The 16,803-nt window shown below is 72.3% G+C and carries 16 protein-coding genes; 5 read left to right on the top strand and 11 right to left on the bottom strand.

The window, feature by feature from the left end; genetic code table 11:
• Positions 1–200: 200 nt before the first annotated feature.
• Complete coding sequence (gene dapE, locus OG607_RS15710; protein ID WP_405723671.1) at positions 201–1,274, bottom strand: succinyl-diaminopimelate desuccinylase; 1,074 nt, start codon at positions 1,272–1,274, stop codon at positions 201–203.
• 51 nt (positions 1,275–1,325) lie between these two features.
• On the opposite strand from dapE, the gene OG607_RS15715 reads away from it, so the two are divergent.
• Together OG607_RS15715 and OG607_RS15720 are read left to right on the top strand one after the other, a co-directional pair.
• Positions 1,326–2,336 (top strand): heavy metal transporter, encoded by a 1,011-nt coding sequence (locus OG607_RS15715; protein WP_405723673.1) that lies wholly within the window; start codon positions 1,326–1,328, stop codon positions 2,334–2,336.
• Between the two features lie 227 nt (positions 2,337–2,563).
• Positions 2,564–3,028, top strand: a complete 465-nt coding sequence (locus OG607_RS15720; protein WP_405723675.1) for an ATP-binding protein — start codon at positions 2,564–2,566, stop codon at positions 3,026–3,028.
• A gap of 76 nt (positions 3,029–3,104) precedes the next feature.
• Here the strand turns inward: OG607_RS15720 and dapC are convergent, their stop codons facing one another.
• Positions 3,105–4,247, bottom strand: coding sequence for a succinyldiaminopimelate transaminase (dapC, locus tag OG607_RS15725; protein WP_405723676.1), 1,143 nt, complete (start codon positions 4,245–4,247; stop codon positions 3,105–3,107).
• A gap of 101 nt (positions 4,248–4,348) precedes the next feature.
• Positions 4,349–4,669, bottom strand: coding sequence for a ferredoxin (gene fdxA / locus OG607_RS15730; RefSeq protein ID WP_003985062.1), 321 nt, complete (start codon positions 4,667–4,669; stop codon positions 4,349–4,351).
• Positions 4,670–4,809: 140 nt separating this feature from the next.
• On the opposite strand from fdxA, the gene OG607_RS15735 reads away from it, so the two are divergent.
• Positions 4,810–5,781: a GNAT family N-acetyltransferase gene (locus tag OG607_RS15735; RefSeq protein ID WP_405736796.1), complete on the top strand. Its 972-nt coding sequence runs from the start codon at positions 4,810–4,812 to the stop codon at positions 5,779–5,781.
• A 16-nt stretch (positions 5,782–5,797) separates the two neighbouring features.
• Positions 5,798–6,646, top strand: coding sequence for a tetratricopeptide repeat protein (locus OG607_RS15740; protein WP_405736799.1), 849 nt, complete (start codon positions 5,798–5,800; stop codon positions 6,644–6,646).
• 21 nt (positions 6,647–6,667) lie between these two features.
• On the opposite strand, the gene OG607_RS15745 is transcribed toward OG607_RS15740, so the two are convergent.
• The 8 genes from OG607_RS15745 to OG607_RS15780 form a co-directional block, all read right to left on the bottom strand.
• Positions 6,668–7,285, bottom strand: a complete 618-nt coding sequence (locus tag OG607_RS15745) for a response regulator (protein ID WP_405723678.1) — start codon at positions 7,283–7,285, stop codon at positions 6,668–6,670.
• 84 nt (positions 7,286–7,369) lie between these two features.
• On the bottom strand, positions 7,370–8,602 hold the full coding sequence (locus OG607_RS15750; RefSeq protein ID WP_405723680.1) for a sensor histidine kinase: 1,233 nt from the start codon (positions 8,600–8,602) through the stop codon (positions 7,370–7,372).
• A gap of 24 nt (positions 8,603–8,626) precedes the next feature.
• Positions 8,627–9,367, bottom strand: coding sequence for an ABC transporter permease (locus OG607_RS15755; RefSeq protein ID WP_405723682.1), 741 nt, complete (start codon positions 9,365–9,367; stop codon positions 8,627–8,629).
• Positions 9,364–10,305, bottom strand: coding sequence for an ABC transporter ATP-binding protein (locus OG607_RS15760; RefSeq protein WP_405723684.1), 942 nt, complete (start codon positions 10,303–10,305; stop codon positions 9,364–9,366). The genes OG607_RS15755 and OG607_RS15760 overlap by 4 nt, the downstream gene beginning before the upstream one ends.
• A 132-nt stretch (positions 10,306–10,437) precedes the next feature.
• A complete protein-coding gene (locus OG607_RS15765; protein WP_405723686.1) occupies positions 10,438–12,465 on the bottom strand; it encodes a hypothetical protein in 2,028 nt (675 codons plus the stop codon).
• Between the two features lie 194 nt (positions 12,466–12,659).
• Positions 12,660–13,028 (bottom strand): DUF6113 family protein, encoded by a 369-nt coding sequence (locus OG607_RS15770; RefSeq protein WP_405723688.1) that lies wholly within the window; start codon positions 13,026–13,028, stop codon positions 12,660–12,662.
• Positions 13,025–13,903: an N-acetyl-1-D-myo-inositol-2-amino-2-deoxy-alpha-D-glucopyranoside deacetylase gene (gene mshB, locus OG607_RS15775; RefSeq protein WP_405723690.1), complete on the bottom strand. Its 879-nt coding sequence runs from the start codon at positions 13,901–13,903 to the stop codon at positions 13,025–13,027. Before mshB ends, OG607_RS15770 begins: the two co-directional genes overlap by 4 nt.
• 297 nt (positions 13,904–14,200) lie before the next feature.
• A complete protein-coding gene (locus OG607_RS15780; RefSeq protein ID WP_405723692.1) occupies positions 14,201–14,395 on the bottom strand; it encodes a hypothetical protein in 195 nt (64 codons plus the stop codon).
• 222 nt (positions 14,396–14,617) lie between these two features.
• Between OG607_RS15780 and OG607_RS15785 the strand changes: the two genes are divergently transcribed.
• Positions 14,618–16,789, top strand: a complete 2,172-nt coding sequence (locus OG607_RS15785) for an alpha/beta fold hydrolase (RefSeq protein ID WP_405723694.1) — start codon at positions 14,618–14,620, stop codon at positions 16,787–16,789.
• The last annotated feature ends 14 nt before the right edge of the window (positions 16,790–16,803 follow it).

Here is a 16,803-nt window from a genome sequence, read left to right on the forward strand (position 1 = left end):
GCCTGTCCGGCGGATCTTGGTCGGACAGGCCGCGGCGTCTGGTGCGGTGCATCGCAAGGCGCCGAAACGCCCACAGGGTGGTTTCCTGTGGGTATTTCGGCAACGCCGCGAGGCGCTGCCCGCCGCGCCAGCGGCTGATGTCGCTGTGGCGTCGCGGACCCGGCCAAGATCCGCCGGACAGGCCCTGGCCTCGCACGTGCCTACGAAAGCCACGCGCGCAGCTTCTCCTCGGCCTCCAGCACCGCCGCGACCGCGACATGCTCCTCCCGCGTGTGGGCCAGCTTCGGGTCACCGGGCCCGTAGTTGACCGCGGGCACGCCGAGCGCGGAGAAGCGGGCGACGTCGGTCCAGCCGTCCTTGGGGGCCGGCTCCAGGCCGAGCGCCTGGACGAAGTCCACGGCGGAGGGGTGCGAGAGCCCCGGGAGGGCACCGGGGGCGCTGTCGGTCAGCACGACCTCGAAGCCGTCGAAGACCTCGGTGACGTGGGCGAACGCCTCGGCCTCGGAACGGTCGGGGGCGAAGCGGTAGTTGACGGTCACCGCGCAGGAGTCCGGGATGACGTTGGTGGCATGGCCGCCGTCGATGAGGACCGCGTTGAGCCCCTCGCGGTAGAGCAGGCCGTCGATGGGCACCTGGCGCGGCTCGTACGCGGCGAGGCGGGCGAGGACGGGGGCAGCCTTGTGGATGGCGTTCTCGCCGAGCCAGCTGCGGGCGGAGTGGGCCCGGCGGCCGGTGGTCTCGACGCGTACCCGCAGGGTGCCCTGGCAGCCGCCTTCGACCCTGCCGTCGCTGGGCTCCAGCAGGACCGCGAAGTCGCCGGACAGCCAGTCGGGGTGGGTCTCGGCGAGCCGCTTGAGGCCGTTGAATTCGGCGGCGATCTCCTCGGCGTCGTAGAAGACGTAGGTGATGTCGCGGTTGGGCTCCGGCACGGTCGCGGCGAGCCGCAGCTGCACGGCGACGCCGGACTTCATGTCGGAGGTGCCGCAGCCCCACAGCACGCCGTCCGCGTCGAGCCGGGACGGCACGTTGTCGGCGATGGGCACGGTGTCCAGGTGGCCGGCGAGGACGACGCGCTCGGCCCGGCCCAGGTTGGTGCGTGCCACCACCGAGTTGCCGTCGCGGTCGACGGTGAGGTGCGGCAGGGGGCGCAGCGCCTCCTCGACGAGGTCGGCGAGGTGCTTCTCCTCAAGGCTGACGGAGGGGATGTCGACGAGCTGCGCCGTCACGGCGGCGGCGTCCTGGCTGAGGTCGAGAGAAGAAGAAGGCGTGCCCATGCGCTCGACCTTACCGCCGCGCACACAGCCGTCTTCGGTACGGTGTCGGCCGTGCCGAAGACCCCGAAGACAGCGACGACGCCGACCGGGGGCACCCCGAAGAAGAAGGGGCGCCTGTTCCGGTTCACCGTGGCGGCTTTGGTGCTGCTCGGGATCGCCGGATATGTGACGGAACACATCACCGAGGGCAGCTCCCAGCACGCGGGATGCACGGTGACGGCGGACGGCCGGACGCTGAAGCTGGAGCCGCAGCAGGCGGCGAACGCCTCGACGATCGCGGCCGTGGCCTCGTCCCGGAGCCTGCCGGAGCGGGCGGTGACGATAGCGCTGGCGACCTCGCTGCAGGAATCGGGGCTGCGCAATCTGAACCACGGCGACCGGGATTCGATGGGGCTGTTCCAGCAGCGCCCGTCGCAGGGCTGGGGGACGGCGGCGCAGATCATGGACCCGGTCCACGCGTCGAATGAATTCTTCGACAGCCTGGTCAAGATCCACGGCTATTCGCGGCTCCCGCTGACCGTGGCGGCCCAGAAGGTGCAGAAGAGCGGCTATCCGCAGGCGTACGCGAAGCACGAGGCGGATGCGGCACTGCTGGCCACGGCACTGACCGGCCGGGTGTCGGCCGCGCTGAACTGCACGACGGCCACGAGCGGCGCGAAGCTCAGGGGCGGCGATCCGGCGAAGGTGCGCGCCCGGCTGAGCCGCGAGTTCGGCTCCAAGGTGACGGCCTCGACCGCGAAAATGTCAGGTACATCACATACGTCCGACACCTCGGACAGCAAGGCGTCCAACGACAGCGGCAGCGGCGGCTCCGGCGCCGCGCGCACCGTGGCCGTGTCGTCGGCGGTGCCGTCCGGCAGCGACGCACAGAGCGACGAGAAGCGGCGCGGCTGGGAGCTGGCGCAGTGGGCGGTGGCCCATGCGCATGAGCTCAAGGTCGAGAAGGTCGGCTTCCGGGACCGCGAATGGCAGGCGGCGGATTCGGGCAAGGGATGGCAGAAAACCGGTGCGGTGACCAAAGCCTCACATGCGCAGAACGTGACGATCACCGTCGCTCAATAGTGCGGCAATTCACCCGCAGGTGGGTCACTGATACGCCAAACCCATCAGCTGCGGAACCACTCCAATAGCCCTGAAATCCCTTGTGAATCAAGGGCTGTGACGTTTCATCAGCGGTTCGCATTACCAACTCTTTACCTCGAACGGCCGCAACCTTCCAGCTCTTCACGCGGTAGTCACGGCGTCCGCCCCGCGGACATGTCACGTCGTCTCTCCGTAAAAGGAGCACCATGTCCCTCCCCCTCACGCGTCGGATCGCCCGGGCCGCCCTGCTGGTCGGCGCGGCGGCAGCTCCCCTGGTCGGCATCGGCGCCAGCGCCGCGTCGGCCGCAGAGCTGCCGCAGGTCGGCCAACTGGGTGGACTGACCAGCCTGGACAAGACCGCCGACCTCGCCAAGAGCGCCGACCTCAGCAACACCGTCGAGGGCGTCGCCAAGGGCACCAAGACAGTCACGTCCCTGCAGAAGGCGCTGCCCGACCCGGGGAAGACCCTCAGCGGCGCCGCCAAGACCGCCGCCCCGGTCGCCCAGAAGACCGCGACGGACGCCGCCGGCGCCCTCAAGGGTACGGCCGGCGGCCTCGGCGGCACCGCGAAGGGCGCCGAGGGCGCCGGTCCCCTCAAGGGCCTGCCGATCAGCCAGCTGCCCGTGGGCCAGCTGCCGATCGCCAACGCGGGCCTCCCGATCGGCGGCTGACCCCCCACAGCCGCACGAAGGGCCCGGAGAGCGTCTTCGCCTCTCCGGGCCCTTGGCTTTCCACCGCCTGTACGGGCTACTTCAGACGCCGTACCGCTTCATCCACCCGCTCGTCGGTGGCCGTGAAGGCGATCCGTACGTACCGCTCCCCCGCCGCGCCGTAGAAGTCCCCCGGCGCCACCAGGATCCCGCGCCCGGCCAGCTCGGCGACGGTGTCCCAGCAGCTCTCGTCCCGGGTCGCCCACAGATAGAGGCTGGCCTCGCTGTGCTCGATCCGGAAGCCCGCGCCCTCGAAGGCGGCCCGCAGCACGGCCCTGCGCCGGGCGTAGCGCTCGCGCTGAACGGCCACGTGCCCGTCGTCCCCGAGGGCCGCGATCGTCGCGGTCTGCACGGGGGCCGGGACCATCATTCCGCCGTGCTTGCGGATCTGCAGCAGCTCGCCCAGCACGCTCTCGTCGCCGAGCAGGAAGGCCGCCCGGTAGCCGGCCAGGTTGGACCGCTTGGACAGCGAGTGCACGGCCACGACGCCCTCGTACGACCCGCCGCAGATCTCCGGGTGCAGTACGGAGACCGGTTCGGCGTCCGGCTCCCAGCCCAGCTCCAGGTAGCACTCGTCGCTGACCAGCAACACGTCATGCGCACGCGCCCATTCGACCGCGCTGCGCAGCTCGTCCTTGGTGAGGACGCGGCCCGTGGGGTTGGAGGGACTGTTGAGCCACAGCAGCTTCAGGCCTGCCGGGTCCAGCTCCGCGCCCGCGGCGCCAGCCGCAAATGTCCCAGGGTCGTACACCACCGGTTCCGCGCCCACGAGCCGCGCCCCGACCTCGTACGTCGGGTAGGCCAGGCGCGGATACGCGACCCTGTCCCCCGGGCCGAGGCCCAACTGGGTCGGCAGCCAGGCGACCAGCTCCTTGGAGCCGACCACCGGCAGCACATTGGTGTCGGCCAGACCCGCCGCGCCCAGTCGCCGCCCGGCCCAGCCGGTGATCGCCGCGCGCAGTGCGGCCGTACCCCACACCGTCGGATAGCCCGGGCTGTCCGAGGCCGCCGCCAGGGCGTCCTGGATGATCTCCGGAACCGGGTCGACGGGGGTGCCCACCGACAGGTCGACCACGCCCCCGGGGTGGGCGGACGCCTCAGCCTTGTACGGTTCGAGCCGGTCCCAGGGGAAGGCCGGGAGGCGGTCGGAGACTCGGGCCACGGCGGAGCTCTCTTTCATTTGCGGCAGGGCGGCAGTGCGGCAGCGGTAAAACGGCGGCCCCGCACGGCAACTGCGCCATGCGGGACCCGATGTCGCGATCTTGGGATTGTGGTCCCCGATCAGCCGTTCTGCGGGGGCAGTGCGGCGATGAAGGGGTGGTCACGCTCGATCAGCCCGAGCTTGGAGGCGCCACCGGGCGAGCCGAGCTCGTCGAAGAACTCGACGTTCGCCTTGTAGTAGTCCTTCCACTCCTCCGGGGTGTCGTCCTCGTAGAAGATGGCCTCCACCGGGCAGACCGGCTCACAGGCACCACAGTCGACGCATTCGTCCGGGTGGATGTACAAGGACCGGGAGCCCTCGTAAATGCAGTCAACAGGGCACTCCTCGATGCACGCCTTGTCCTTGACGTCGACACAAGGCTGCGCGATGACGTAGGTCACGCTGTCGTTCCTCCTCGATCAGGGCGCGGCGGCCGATTATCGGCTTCGCCGGGTGGCGCGCGGGAGCGCGGCGTCGTCGATGCCCGCCTCTAGTATCTCCGTTCTTGGGCAACTGACGAACAGGAGGGGCCGCGATGGGCATGGATTTCGCCTCCGGGGGACGGCTCGAACTACACCTAACCCACTCTGACGTGGGCAAACGCGTATCGGTACGGAGGATCACCGAGGTCGTGGGGGGCCGGCCGCTCTTCGCTGACGCGGTCGGAGTTCTCACATCCTGGAACGACGGGGTCCTTGTCGTCACGCGACGCGGTGGCGAGACCGTCCGCATCGTGGAATCCGCCGTCGTCGCCGGCAAGATCGTCCCCGACGCCCCGGTCCGGCGCGGGGTCCGCCCGCCCCGCGCCACCGCCCGCGAACTGCAGGAACTCGCCGCGCGCGGCTGGCCCGCTTCCGAGACCGAACGGCTCGGCGACTGGACGCTGCGGGCCGCCGGAGGGTTCACCCGCCGGGCGAACTCCGCCCTGCCGCTGGGCGACCCCGGCATACCCGTGTCCGACGCCGCCGCGCAGGTCATGCGGTGGTACGCGGCCCGCTCCCTCCCCCCGTACATCCAGGTCGTGGACGAGGACCCGGTGGTCGCGGAGCTGGACCGCCTCGGCTGGACCGCCGAGGCCCCGACCCTCATCCGTACGGCGCCCGTCCAGCCGGTCGCCGACCTCCCGGGCGCGGAGCGCGTACGTCTGTCGCGCGAGGTCGACGACGCGTGGCTGGCGCGCTACCACCGCACGGGCGCGCTGAGCGCGGAGGCGCTCAAGGTGCTCGTGGGCGGGCCGTCGGTGTGGTTCGCGACCGCCCCCGGCGCCATCGGGCGGTGCGTGGTCGACGGCCCCTGGGCGCTGTTCGGCGTGATCGAGGTCGACCCGGCCCACCGGCGGCAGGGGCTGGGCACGGCAGTGATGGCGGCGCTGGCGCGGCGGGCCATGGAGGAGGGCGCCTCGGGCGCGTACCTGCAGGTCGAGGCCGACAATGAGGGGGCGCGGAGCATGTACGACCGGATGGGCTTCACGACGCATCACGGCTATCACTACCGACGCGCACCGAAGGGGTGAGCCTGCCCCCATGGCCATGGACGAGAGCATCAGGCAGCGGTTCGCCGAAGCCGCCCGCGAGGCGCGGCCGGACCTCGCGGCGCTGTGCCTGCTCATCGGCGCACAGGCCGACCCCGAACTCGCCGACGCCACCCCGGACGTCCTCGACGCCTTCGTGGACGCCGCCCAGATCGAGCTCGACCGCCTCGCCGGTCTCCTCCCCTACCGGCCCGACGCCACCCCCGCCGGCTGGGCCGGCGCCCTCGCCGAGCTGCTCGGCACCCGCTGCGGCTTCGGCGGCGTCCCCGGGGACTACCAGCGGCTGGAGTCCTCCCTGCTGCACGAGGTCCTCCACCGCCGTCGCGGCCTGCCCATCCTGCTGTCCGTCATCTGGATCGAGGTCGCCCGCCGCACCGGCGCCCCCGTCTACGGCGTCGCCCTCCCCGGTCACTTCGTCGTCGGCTTCGGCGACCCCGCCGGCGTCTTCGTCCTCGCCGACCCCTTCCACGGCGGCCGCCTCCTCGGCGACGACGACGTCAGCCTCCTCGTCGCCGGCGCCACGGGGGCGCCGCTGGCGCCGAGCATGCTCTCCCCTGCCGATCCCCTCGACATCGTGCTGCGCATCCTCAACAACATCCGCGCCTGGGCCTCCGCCCGCCCCGAGCACCTCCGCGTCCAGCTCTGGGCCGTCGAGCTGTCCCTCCTGCTGCCCCGGCATCCGGCCCGGCTGCGCTTCGAGCGGGCGCAACTGCTCGTCCAGAAGGGCGACTTCGCGACCGGCGCCGACGAGATGGACGCCTACGCCGACATCATCGCCGGCATCGACCCCGGTGCGGCGGCCTCCATGCGGAGCCAGGCCCAGGCGGCACGGGCGCTCCTGAACTGACCGCCGGCCGCTTCCACAGCCCTACAGCCAGCCGCGCTCCCGCGCGATCCGCACCGCCTCCGCGCGGTTGCGTGCGCCCGTCTTCTGGATCGCCGTGGACAGGTAGTTGCGCACCGTGCCCTCCGAAAGATGCAGCCGCCGCGCGATCTCCGCGTTCAGCGCCCCATCGGCCGCCGTACGCAGTACGTCCCGCTCGCGCCCCGTCAGCGGATCCGCGCCCTCGGCCAGGGCTGCCGCCGCCAGCACCGGGTCGATGACGCGCTCGCCGCGCAGCACACGGCGTACGGCATCCGCGAGCTGCGCGGCCGGAGCGTCCTTGACCAGGAAGGCGTGCGCGCCCGATTCCATGGCCCGGCGCAGATAGCCGGGGCGGCCGAAGGTCGTGACGATCACGATCTTGACGGCCGGCAGGGCGTCGCGCAGAGCGGCCGCCGCGTCCAGGCCGGTCATGCCGGGCATCTCGATGTCGAGCAGTGCGACATCGGCGGCGCTCTCCTTGGCCGCGCCGACGACCTCGTCGCCCCGGGCGACCTGGGCGACGACCTCGATGTCCTCCTCAAGGCCGAGCAGAGTGGCCAGTGCCTCCCGGACCATCGACTGATCTTCGGCGAGGAGGACTCGTACGGACTGCTCAGTCATGGAGATCAGCGTAGGGCCAGCGCCCGCCGCCGATGCGGTGACGGCAAACGTTCGCCGGATTGCACCGCCCAGCCCGCTTTGTCCTCAATCGCCGGACGGGCTGAATTCAGCCGCCACCACCGTTCCCACCAGCGGCACGGACGCCCGCACCACGAATCCGCCGCCCGCACCGGAACCCGAGGCCTCGAACCGGCCCCCGGCCAGCAGCAGCCGCTCCTCGAGCCCCGTGAGCCCATTGCCGGGGCCCCGCCCGGGCTCCGCACCACGGCCGTCGTCCGACACCGTGAGCGCGATGGCGTCCGCGTCCGCGCCCACCGTCACGGCGATGACGCAGCGGCCGGCCCCGCTGTGCCGTACGACATTGGTCACCGCCTCCCGCAGGGCCCATGCGAGCGCGCCCTCCTCGTCCGCGCCGAGCCGCTCGTGCCCGGCCCACTGCGCGGGGTCGAGGTCGGCCTCGATGCCGGCTGCCAGCAGGACGGCACGCGCGCCGGCCAGCTCTACGGCGAGCGTGGGGCGCCGGTATCCGCTGACGGCCTCCCGTACGTCGACCAGGGCCTGCCGGCTGACCCGCTCGATGTCGGCGACCTGGGCGGCCGCGTCCTCCGGGCGCCCCGGGAGCATGCGGCCGGCCAGTTCGCTCTTCAGGGTGATCAGGGACAGCGAGTGCCCGAGCAGGTCGTGCAGATCGCGGGCGAGCCGCAGCCGCTCCTCGGTCGCCGCCAGGTCGGCGATCGTCCGCCGCGCCTCGCGCAACTCGCGCATCGTACGGATGAGCTGGCGGATGCCGAGCATCGCGAAGCCACCGAGGAAGCAGGGGATGCCGAGGGAGACCACGAGATCGTCCGTGGCGTCGATGAGGGCGCCGCAGCCGAAGAGCAGCGCCGTGACCATGGGAATGGCCCAGCGGGAGTGGACGGGCGGGACCGCGGCGCCCATGGCGACGGCCGCGTAGACGAAGAGGACCAGCCAGGAGTCACCGAGAGTGAGCGACAGCACGACCGCCAGCAGGCAGAGCGCGGCGAGGGTGATGGGCACCCAGAGCGGCTGGTGGTCCTGGTTGGTGCGCAGGAACACCAGTGTCAGATATGTGATCACAAAGCCGACGAGCCCGATCCACCCGGCGATCAGCGCGAGCAGCGAGTGGTGGCCGTCGAGAAGGTCCGTGACGGGCGACGCGAGATAGAGCATCCACATGCCGACCCACAGCAGCTTGACCATGGCCTGACGGCGGTTCTCCGGGACCCGGCCCATGGCCAGGGTGTCGTCGGCGGTCCCGGTCTGCCAGGGCGGCCGGGGCCCTTTCCGTTCAGCCATGGTCTGCCTCCGTCACGCCTGCGCCTACGCCTTCGCCGTGTCCTTGCGGTACATCCATGCCGCACCGCCCGCGAAGACCACAAGGTAGACGGCCAGCACCGCGATGTCCTTCAGGTGCGGTGCGTCGCCGAACTCGATCGCCTGCCCCAGCGCCGCGTACGGACGCGCCGGCAGGTACTCCGCGATGTGCTGCAGCCATGCCGGGAACACCGTGAAAGGCATCCACAGCCCGCCCAGCATCGCCAGCACGAAGTAGCAGAACATCGCGATCAGGCGGGCGGTGTCCACCGTAGCGAGGTAGCCGATGGCGACCCCGAGCGCGGCGAAGACGAAGCTGCCGGCCCAGCTCGACAGCAGGATCCCGCCCCACTGCCAGGCGTCCATCCGCACTTCCTTCACCGCCGCCGCGACGACCATGACCAGCACGATCGACGGCAGGCTGATCGCCGCGGCCGACGCGATCTTCGCGGTGACGTAGCCACGCCCTGGCAGGGCGGTGAGCCGCAGCTGGCGGACCCAGCCCTTGTCGCGCTCGCGGGCGATCATCTCGGCGTTGCCCATGAGGACGGCGGTCATGGCGCCGAAGGCGCACATCGCGACCATGTAGTACATGACGACGGACACGTTGGTGCCCGAGAGCTTGCTGTGGGAATCCGCGCCGGCGGTCAGCAGGAGGAAGAGCACCGGCGGATAGATCACGCTGAAGAACATGAACTTCCGGTTGCGCAGCGCGCGTACGATCTCGAGCCTGATCAGTGTCCTCATGCGGCCGAGGCCTCCTCGGTGATGGCCAGGAACGCCTGCTCCAGGCCGAGTCCGGCGACTTCAAGATTGCGCGGGTACAGGCCCGCCGCGTAGACGGCGTGGACGGTCGCGTCCGCGTCGTTGGAACCGATCCGGACCGTACGGCCGGACACCTCCAGCGAGGCCACGTGCGGCAGGCCGCGCAGCAGGGTCTCGTCCGCCACGTCCAGGTCGAAGACGATCCGCCGCGCCCCGGCCCGCGCCTTGATCTCCGCGGCCGTTCCGTCCGCCAGCAGCCGGCCCTGGTGCAGCACCAGGACGCGGTCGGCGATCGCGTCCGCCTCCTCCAGGTAGTGCGTCGCGAAGAGCACGGTGCGGCCCTCCGCCGCCTGCGCGCGCATCGTGGTCCAGAACGACTGCCGGGCCGACACGTCCATCCCCGTCGTCGGCTCGTCCAGCACGATCAGGTCGTTCGCCCCGGCGGTCGCCAGCGCGAAGCGCACGCGCTGCTCCTGGCCGCCGGACAGCTTGTTGACCTTGCGGCCGGCGATATCGGTCAGATCGGCCGTGGCGAGCACCTGGTCCACGGGATACGCACGCGGGTGCAGGTCGCAGGCGAGCCGGACGATCTCGCGTACGGTCACTTCGTCCATCAGCCCGCCGCTCTGCAGCATCGCGCCGACCCGCCCCTGCGTGATCGCCTCGCGGGGGGTCGTACCGAAGAGCGCGACCGTGCCGGAGTCCGCAGTGCGCAGGCCGAGCAGCAGGTCGAGCGCGGTCGACTTCCCCGCGCCGTTGGGGCCGAGCAGGGCCACGGTCTCACCCGGGTGGAGGGTGAGGCTGAGGGCCGCGACGGCATGTACGTCGCCGAAGCTCTTGCTGACGTCGGCGAAGTGGACGGCGGCGGTGGCCGGTGTCCCTGTCGCGGATCCCGCTGTGCGGGTTGCGGTTGCGGTCATACGGCAAGCTTCGCCGGGCGGGCGGGGCCGGCGGCAGTGCCGTGGCTCCTGTCCTGGGGGTGACAGATGTCATGGCCGCCGGACGGGCCCGGGGCGGGGTGGGAGGGCTCCCTACCCCGCCCGCGGCCGCTGTCAGGCGATGTTGGGGAAGGTGACGGTCTTCTTGCTCGCGTCGGTGGTCTTCAGCGCCGGAAGGATGGCGCTGGCGACGTCCTGCGGGGTGACCTCGGTCTTGCTGCCGTCACCGCGTTCCAGGAGTACGCCGTCGAAGGTGTCGGACATCACGGTCTTGAGGGCCGCGAGGTCGAAGTGCGGCTGGAGGTTGCCGCTGTCGTCCGCGGTCATGGTGAGGATCTTCGGCAGCGAGAGGTCGCCGAGCAGGAGGACGTGCCCGGAGCCCGCGTTGACCGTGACGAGGCCCGACATCGCCGTCTTGCCGAAGCCGTTGACCGCCGCGTCGAGCTTGGCCTGGGTGACCTTGGGCTGGACCGTGGTGACGGACAGGGGGACGGCGGTGTTGACGCCGGTCTCCAGGCGGGTGCGGTAGGCGTCCTTGACCTTGGCGACGGAGGCGCTGACGTTGATGCCCGTGCGGGCCTTGCCGGGTACGGCGACGGCCTTGCCGTCGGTGAACTTGACCATGCCCTCGGTGGCGGTGGAGCCGGAGCCGAGCTCGTCGGAGAGGGTGCCGAGGCGGGCGGTGAGCTTCTCGTCGTCGATGACCAGTTCGGCGGTGGCCACGCGGGTGCCGCCGAAGAGGGAGCCGATGACGGTGACGGGGTTGTAGTCGCGGTGGGCGACATCGGCGACGGTGGCGTCGAGGTCGACGTCGAGGCCGGCGGAGGAAGGGGTGAGCTTCTTCTGGGTGTCGCCGATGGTGACGGTGAGCGGGTCGGTCTCGCGCTTGCCCAGTTTGGATTCGAGCTCGGCGACGGCGTCGGCCCTGGACTTGCCGCCGATGCTGACGCCGAGGACGGTCGTGCCGGCGGGCACGTCGGCGTGGTCCATCAACAGGCCGACGCCGTAGGCGATTCCGGCGACGGTGACGAGGGCGACGCCGGTCAGTATCACCTTGGAGCGGCCCTTGGCCGCGGGCTCCTGCCGCTTGGCCGCGGCCGGGACCGGCTTGGTGACCGGCGTCGGGGCAAACGGCGCGGCCGGGATGCCGCTGACGAGGGTCTCGCCGGGGCCGGGCGGGAAGGGGGAGGGCGAAGGAGCGAAAGCCGGGTTGGGCGCGGACGCGGGGGCCACCCGCATCTCGCCGGTCATGGGGCCGCTCGTCGGACCGGCGGGCGGCTGGTAGCTGGGGAACGGCGTGCCCCCAGGAGCCCCCGGACCGCCCGGTGCGCCCGGCGTGCCCGGCGCACCCGGGAAGGGGCGGTTGGCGCGCGGCGTACGGGGACCGGGGCCGGCCGGAGCGCCACCGGGGCCCTCGTTGAGGTAGGGGATGTTGGGGCGCCGGCCCTGCGGCGGCGGCTGCGGCGTGGACGGACCGGCGGCGGCGATGTCGGAGAGGCTGAGCGGCTGCGTGGCGTCGGCGCCGTCCATGGCCGGGGCAGGCGCCGGGGCACGTGCGGGCGCCGGGGCCGGGGGCTGCACCGGCATCTGCATCTGCTGCGTGGTCTCCGCCGGGGCGGCGGCCGGGGCCGGGGCGGAGGCGCCCGGCGCCGGGGGCCCCGCCTTGCGCGGGGCGAACCAGTCGCTGGGCGCGGGCTTGTCCGGCTGGGCGGCGGCCGGGGCGGGCGCCGGGGCCGCCGGCATGGCGGGAGCCTGGGGGGCCGCCTGGCCCGCCCGGGCGGCCGGGGATGCCGGAGCGGCCGGAGCCGGGTCGCCGCCGACGGTCCAGCCGTCGGGCAGCTCCGTGGAACCGGTGTCCGAACCGTCGACCGTCGTGCGCACGACCACCGGCGGAATCGGCCGGGACCCGGGGATGTTGATCCGTACCCGGGTGGTCAGTGTGGTCTCGGTCTTCGGCTCGTCCGCCGGTGCCTCGGGGGCCGGCTCGCCGTCCCGTGGCCGCTCCTGCGGGTGCAGCGAGGGAAACGGTCGGGTGCCGTACGGCGGGGTGCCGGACGGGTACGCGGCTCCGCCACGCCCCTGCGTCCCGCCCTGGGACCGGTCCCCGGTGCCAGAGGACGAACTGTCAGTTTCACGACTCAAAGCAGGCTCTCCCGGTTCGCTTCGCCACCCGTAACGGCCATCCGCGGGCGGCCCGGCGGCGCGCACCACCATACTGGGCGCCGCTGAGTGGGCGCCCGTGACTGACTACACGGCCGCCCGTACCGACGGGACATAAACGGCGTCAACCACTGAATCGGGCGACAACCGTCCTGTACCCGGCGGCATGTTGGCGCCTATGGTGCACCAGTTGCTCCGTCACTCGCGAAGCCGGGCTGCGCAAGCGTGGCGCACATCACTCCGGCCATCGATCCGCCGAGGAGATACGCGTACGGCCCGATGCCGTTCGCGAAGAGGAAATCGCCCTCCGGCCGGGTCTGGCTGAGGAACAGCACCGTCAGCAGCCACAGCCCCGCCGGCACGACCGCGCCGACCCGGTTGCGGGTCAGCTTCGAGCCGCCCCAGAACAGCCCCGCGCTGCCCGCCAGGGCCAGCAGCAGCCCGCCGGGCAGCCATGCGTCCTGCACCAGCGCGCCCGCCGCGGCGACGGCCACGCCGAGCACCGCGAGCAGCGCGTAGGAGAGGTACTTCACGGCGGGCTTCACAGGGCACCGGCCTCCGCCACGCCCGCGAAGAGGTCCTCCTCCGGCCGGGTGTCGCCCGCCGTGCCGCGCACCAACTGGTAGTACTCGGCGCCGAAGAGCGGCTGGCCCAGGTCGTTGGAGAGCGCGAAGAAGAATCCGTCCACCGCGATCTGCGACGTGTGCGCCTTCATGGCGGCCGTCTTCTGTGGGGCGTACGCGCCCTGCTTGTCGATGACCGCGGTGATCTCGGAGTCGTCGATGATGCCCGGCAGGTCGTCCGCCGACGCGATGCCCTCGAAGGGGGCCTGGACGCCGCTCGCCCGCAGCCGTTCGAGGCCGGCCTCGGCCTCCGAGCGCGGGATGCAGTTCCAGTAGACCTTCTCGATGCCCAGGCCCGCCTCCGCCGCCAGGTCGGCGGCCCGCATCGCGACCCGGTGCGCCTGGATGTGGTCGGGGTGGCCGTAGCCGCCGTTCGGGTCGTACGTCACCAGCACCTGCGGGCGCACCTCGCGGATGACGTCGAGGAGGTGCCCGGCGGCCTCGTCGAGGTCCGCCTGCCAGAAGCAGTCCGGCCGCTCGTTCTGCGCGACGCCCATCATCCCGGAGTCGCGGTAGCGGCCGGGGCCGCCGAGGAACCGGTGGTCGGTGACCCCGAGTTCGGCCATGGCCGCGGCCAGTTCGCCGATGCGGTGCGGGCCGAGGGTGTCGTCCCGGTCGGGGGCGAGGTGCGCCAGCTCGGGCGGGATCACCTCGCCCTCCTCGCCGAGGGTGCAGGTGACGAGCGTCACGTGGGCGCCCTCGGCCGCGTATTTGGCCATGGTCGACCCGTTGCCGATCGACTCGTCGTCGGGGTGGGCGTGGACGAGCAGCAGTCTGCGGCCGGAGGTAACTGTCACAGGACAGAGCCTAGGGCCTGTCCGGCGGATCTCCGTGGGAGAAGGAGCGGGGTCTGGCGCCTGCGATCGCAAGGCGGAGGAGGGAAGCGACGCGGTGGGGGCACCTCCCAGCGTCTAGCTGGGGGACGTCGTTGACCGACGACAACGCGGCGAGCGCTGGTGCCAGGGCACGCGACGCCACGGAGATCCGCCGGACAGGCCCTAAGCGCTCCGCGCGAGGCCCGGCACGGAGCCTGCGGGCCGTGATGGGCCGGTCGCGCAGTTCCCCGCGCCCCTATGACGGCGCCGCGCGGGCAGTCAGAAGTTGATGCCCCCGATCATGCCCGCCACGCTGTTGGTGAGGTCCCGGATGGTCGGCGCCCACGACGACGCCGACAGGTAGAACCCCAGCAGAATGCAGACGACCGCGTGCCCCGCCTTCAGCCCGGCTTTACGAACCAGCAGGACCACGACGATCAGCAGCAGCAGCACCGCCGAAATCGAAAGCGCCACAGCGGCTCACCTCCAGGGCTCAGGGTCGGGACAGCAGTTGCCAGGGGGTTATTACCCACTCTCGGCAACGGATCTTAACTTTGTGTCCCACCGCATAGGTCGGTGCACAGAAGCATGCGGGGGCGCATGGCTGGATCCCGTCGGTTCGCACTCCCGCGCACGCCCGGCGCAAGCGCCCGGGATGCGCCTGTCCGGCCGCCGGGCGGGCTCTAGTGTCGGTGTATGACCGAACCGCTGTCGTTCCCCCGCCAGTACGCCCGGACCCAGCGCTTCACCCTGGGCGCACCGCGCGCGTTCGCCGTCTCGCCGGACGGGGAGCGTGTCGCCTTCCTCCGCTCCCGTAGCGGCACGGACCGCTCCCACCTGCTGTGGGTGCTGGACCTGGCCACCGGCGAGGAGCGGATCGCCGCCGATCCGGAGGCGCTGCTGTCGGGCGCCGAGGAGGAGCTGCCGGCCGCCGAGCGGGCGCGGCGCGAGCGCAGCCGGGAGGGCTCGGCCGGCATCGTGGGCTATGCGACCGACGCCGCCGGGGAGCTTGCCGCCTTCGCCCTCTCGGGCCGGCTGTTCGTGGCCGAACTGCGTGCCGGAACCGCCCGCGAGCTTGCCGTGCCCGGCCCCGTCGTGGACCCGCACCCGTCGCCGGACGGCCGCCGGGTGGCGTACGTGTCCGGGAGCGCCCTGCGCGTGGTGGAGGCCGACGGCACGGGGGACCGGGCGCTGGCCGAGCCGGAGGGCGATCAGATCACGTACGGGCTGGCGGAGTTCATCGCCGCCGAGGAGATGTCGCGCAGCCGGGGCTACTGGTGGGCCCCGGACGGCACGGCCGTGCTCGCCGCCCGGGTGGACGAGTCGCCCGTCGGCCGCTGGTGGATCGCCGACCCGGCGAACCCGGCGCAGGCCCCGGCCGAGGTGGCCTATCCGGCGGCCGGGACGGCCAACGCCGAGGTCGGCCTGGTCCTGCTGGGCCTGGACGGCTCCGCGGCGCCTACGCCCGTGGCGTGGGACCGCGAGGCCTTCCCGTATCTGGCCCAGGTGCACTGGTCGGCGGGCGGCCCGCCGCTGCTGCTCGTACAGGCCCGCGACCAGCGCGGCGAGCTGTTCCTGGCGGTCGATCCAGGCACAGGAAACACCAGTGAGGCGCACAGGGAGGAGGACGAAATCTGGCTTGATCTTTTCCCTGGTGTCCCGGCGTGGACCGCCGACGGACGTCTCGTGAGAATCACGGACGAAAGCGGATCAAGGTCCCTTGCCGCCGGGCAACACATCCTCACCGGCCCGGAGTTGCATGTCCGCGCGGTGCTGGACATCGGCGACGAGGACATCCTGGTGGCGGCCTCGGCGGGGGCGGCGGCCACGCTCCCGGAGACCGGCGAGATCCATGTGTACCGGGTCGGGTACCGCGTCCCCGGCGACGGCGGCGGCAACGACGGCAGCGACGGCACCCCCGGGATTGTTCGAATTTCGGATACCCCCGGCGTCCACTCCGCCGTGCGCTCGGGCCCGGTGACCGTACTCTCCTCGTCCTCCCTGGGCCGGACCTCGCCGCTGGTGCGCGTCCTGCGCGACGACAAGTCCCTGACCGAGGTCGCCTCGTACGCCGCCACCCCCGTCCTCACCGCCCGCCCGGTGCTGGACCGGGCCGGCGACCGCCGCATCCCGGCCGCCGTCCTGCTGCCCACCGGTTACCGGGACGGCGACGGCCCGCTGCCGGTCCTGATGGACCCGTACGGCGGCCCGCACGGCCAGATGGTGATCAGCGCCCAGCGCGCCTACCTGGAGTCCCAGTGGCTGGCCGACCAGGGCTTCGCGGTGGTCGTCGCCGACGGCCGCGGCACCCCCGGCCACTCCCCCGCCTGGGAGAAGGCCGTCGCCCACGAGTTCGCCGCCGTCACCCTCGACGACCAGGTCGACGCCCTGCGGTCCCTGGCCCGCACCCACCCGCTCGACCTCGGCCGCGTCGGCATCCGCGGCTGGTCCTACGGCGGCTACCTCGCCGCCCTGGCCGTACTGCGCCGCCCGGACGTCTTCCACGCGGCCGTCGCGGGCGCCCCGGTGACCGACTGGCGGCTCTACGACACCCACTACACCGAGCGCTATCTCGGCCACCCCGACGACGACCCGCAGGCGTACGCCCGCAACTCCCTCATCACCGACGAGGGCCTGTCCGCCGCCGCCTCCCAGGTCCGCCCCCTGATGATCATCCACGGCCTGGCCGACGACAACGTCGTCGCCGCCCACACCCTGCGGCTCTCCTCCGCCCTGCTGGCCGCCGGCCGCCCGCACGAGGTGCTCCCGCTCTCCGGCGTCACCCACATGACCCCGCAGGAGCAGGTCGCCGAGAACCTGCTGCTGCTCCAGGTCGCCTTCCTCAAGCGCTCGCTGGGCGTCGCGTAGGTCCCATCCGGCCG

Source organism: Streptomyces sp. NBC_01537 (assembly GCF_045040445.1).
Lineage (GTDB): Bacteria > Actinomycetota > Actinomycetes > Streptomycetales > Streptomycetaceae > Actinacidiphila.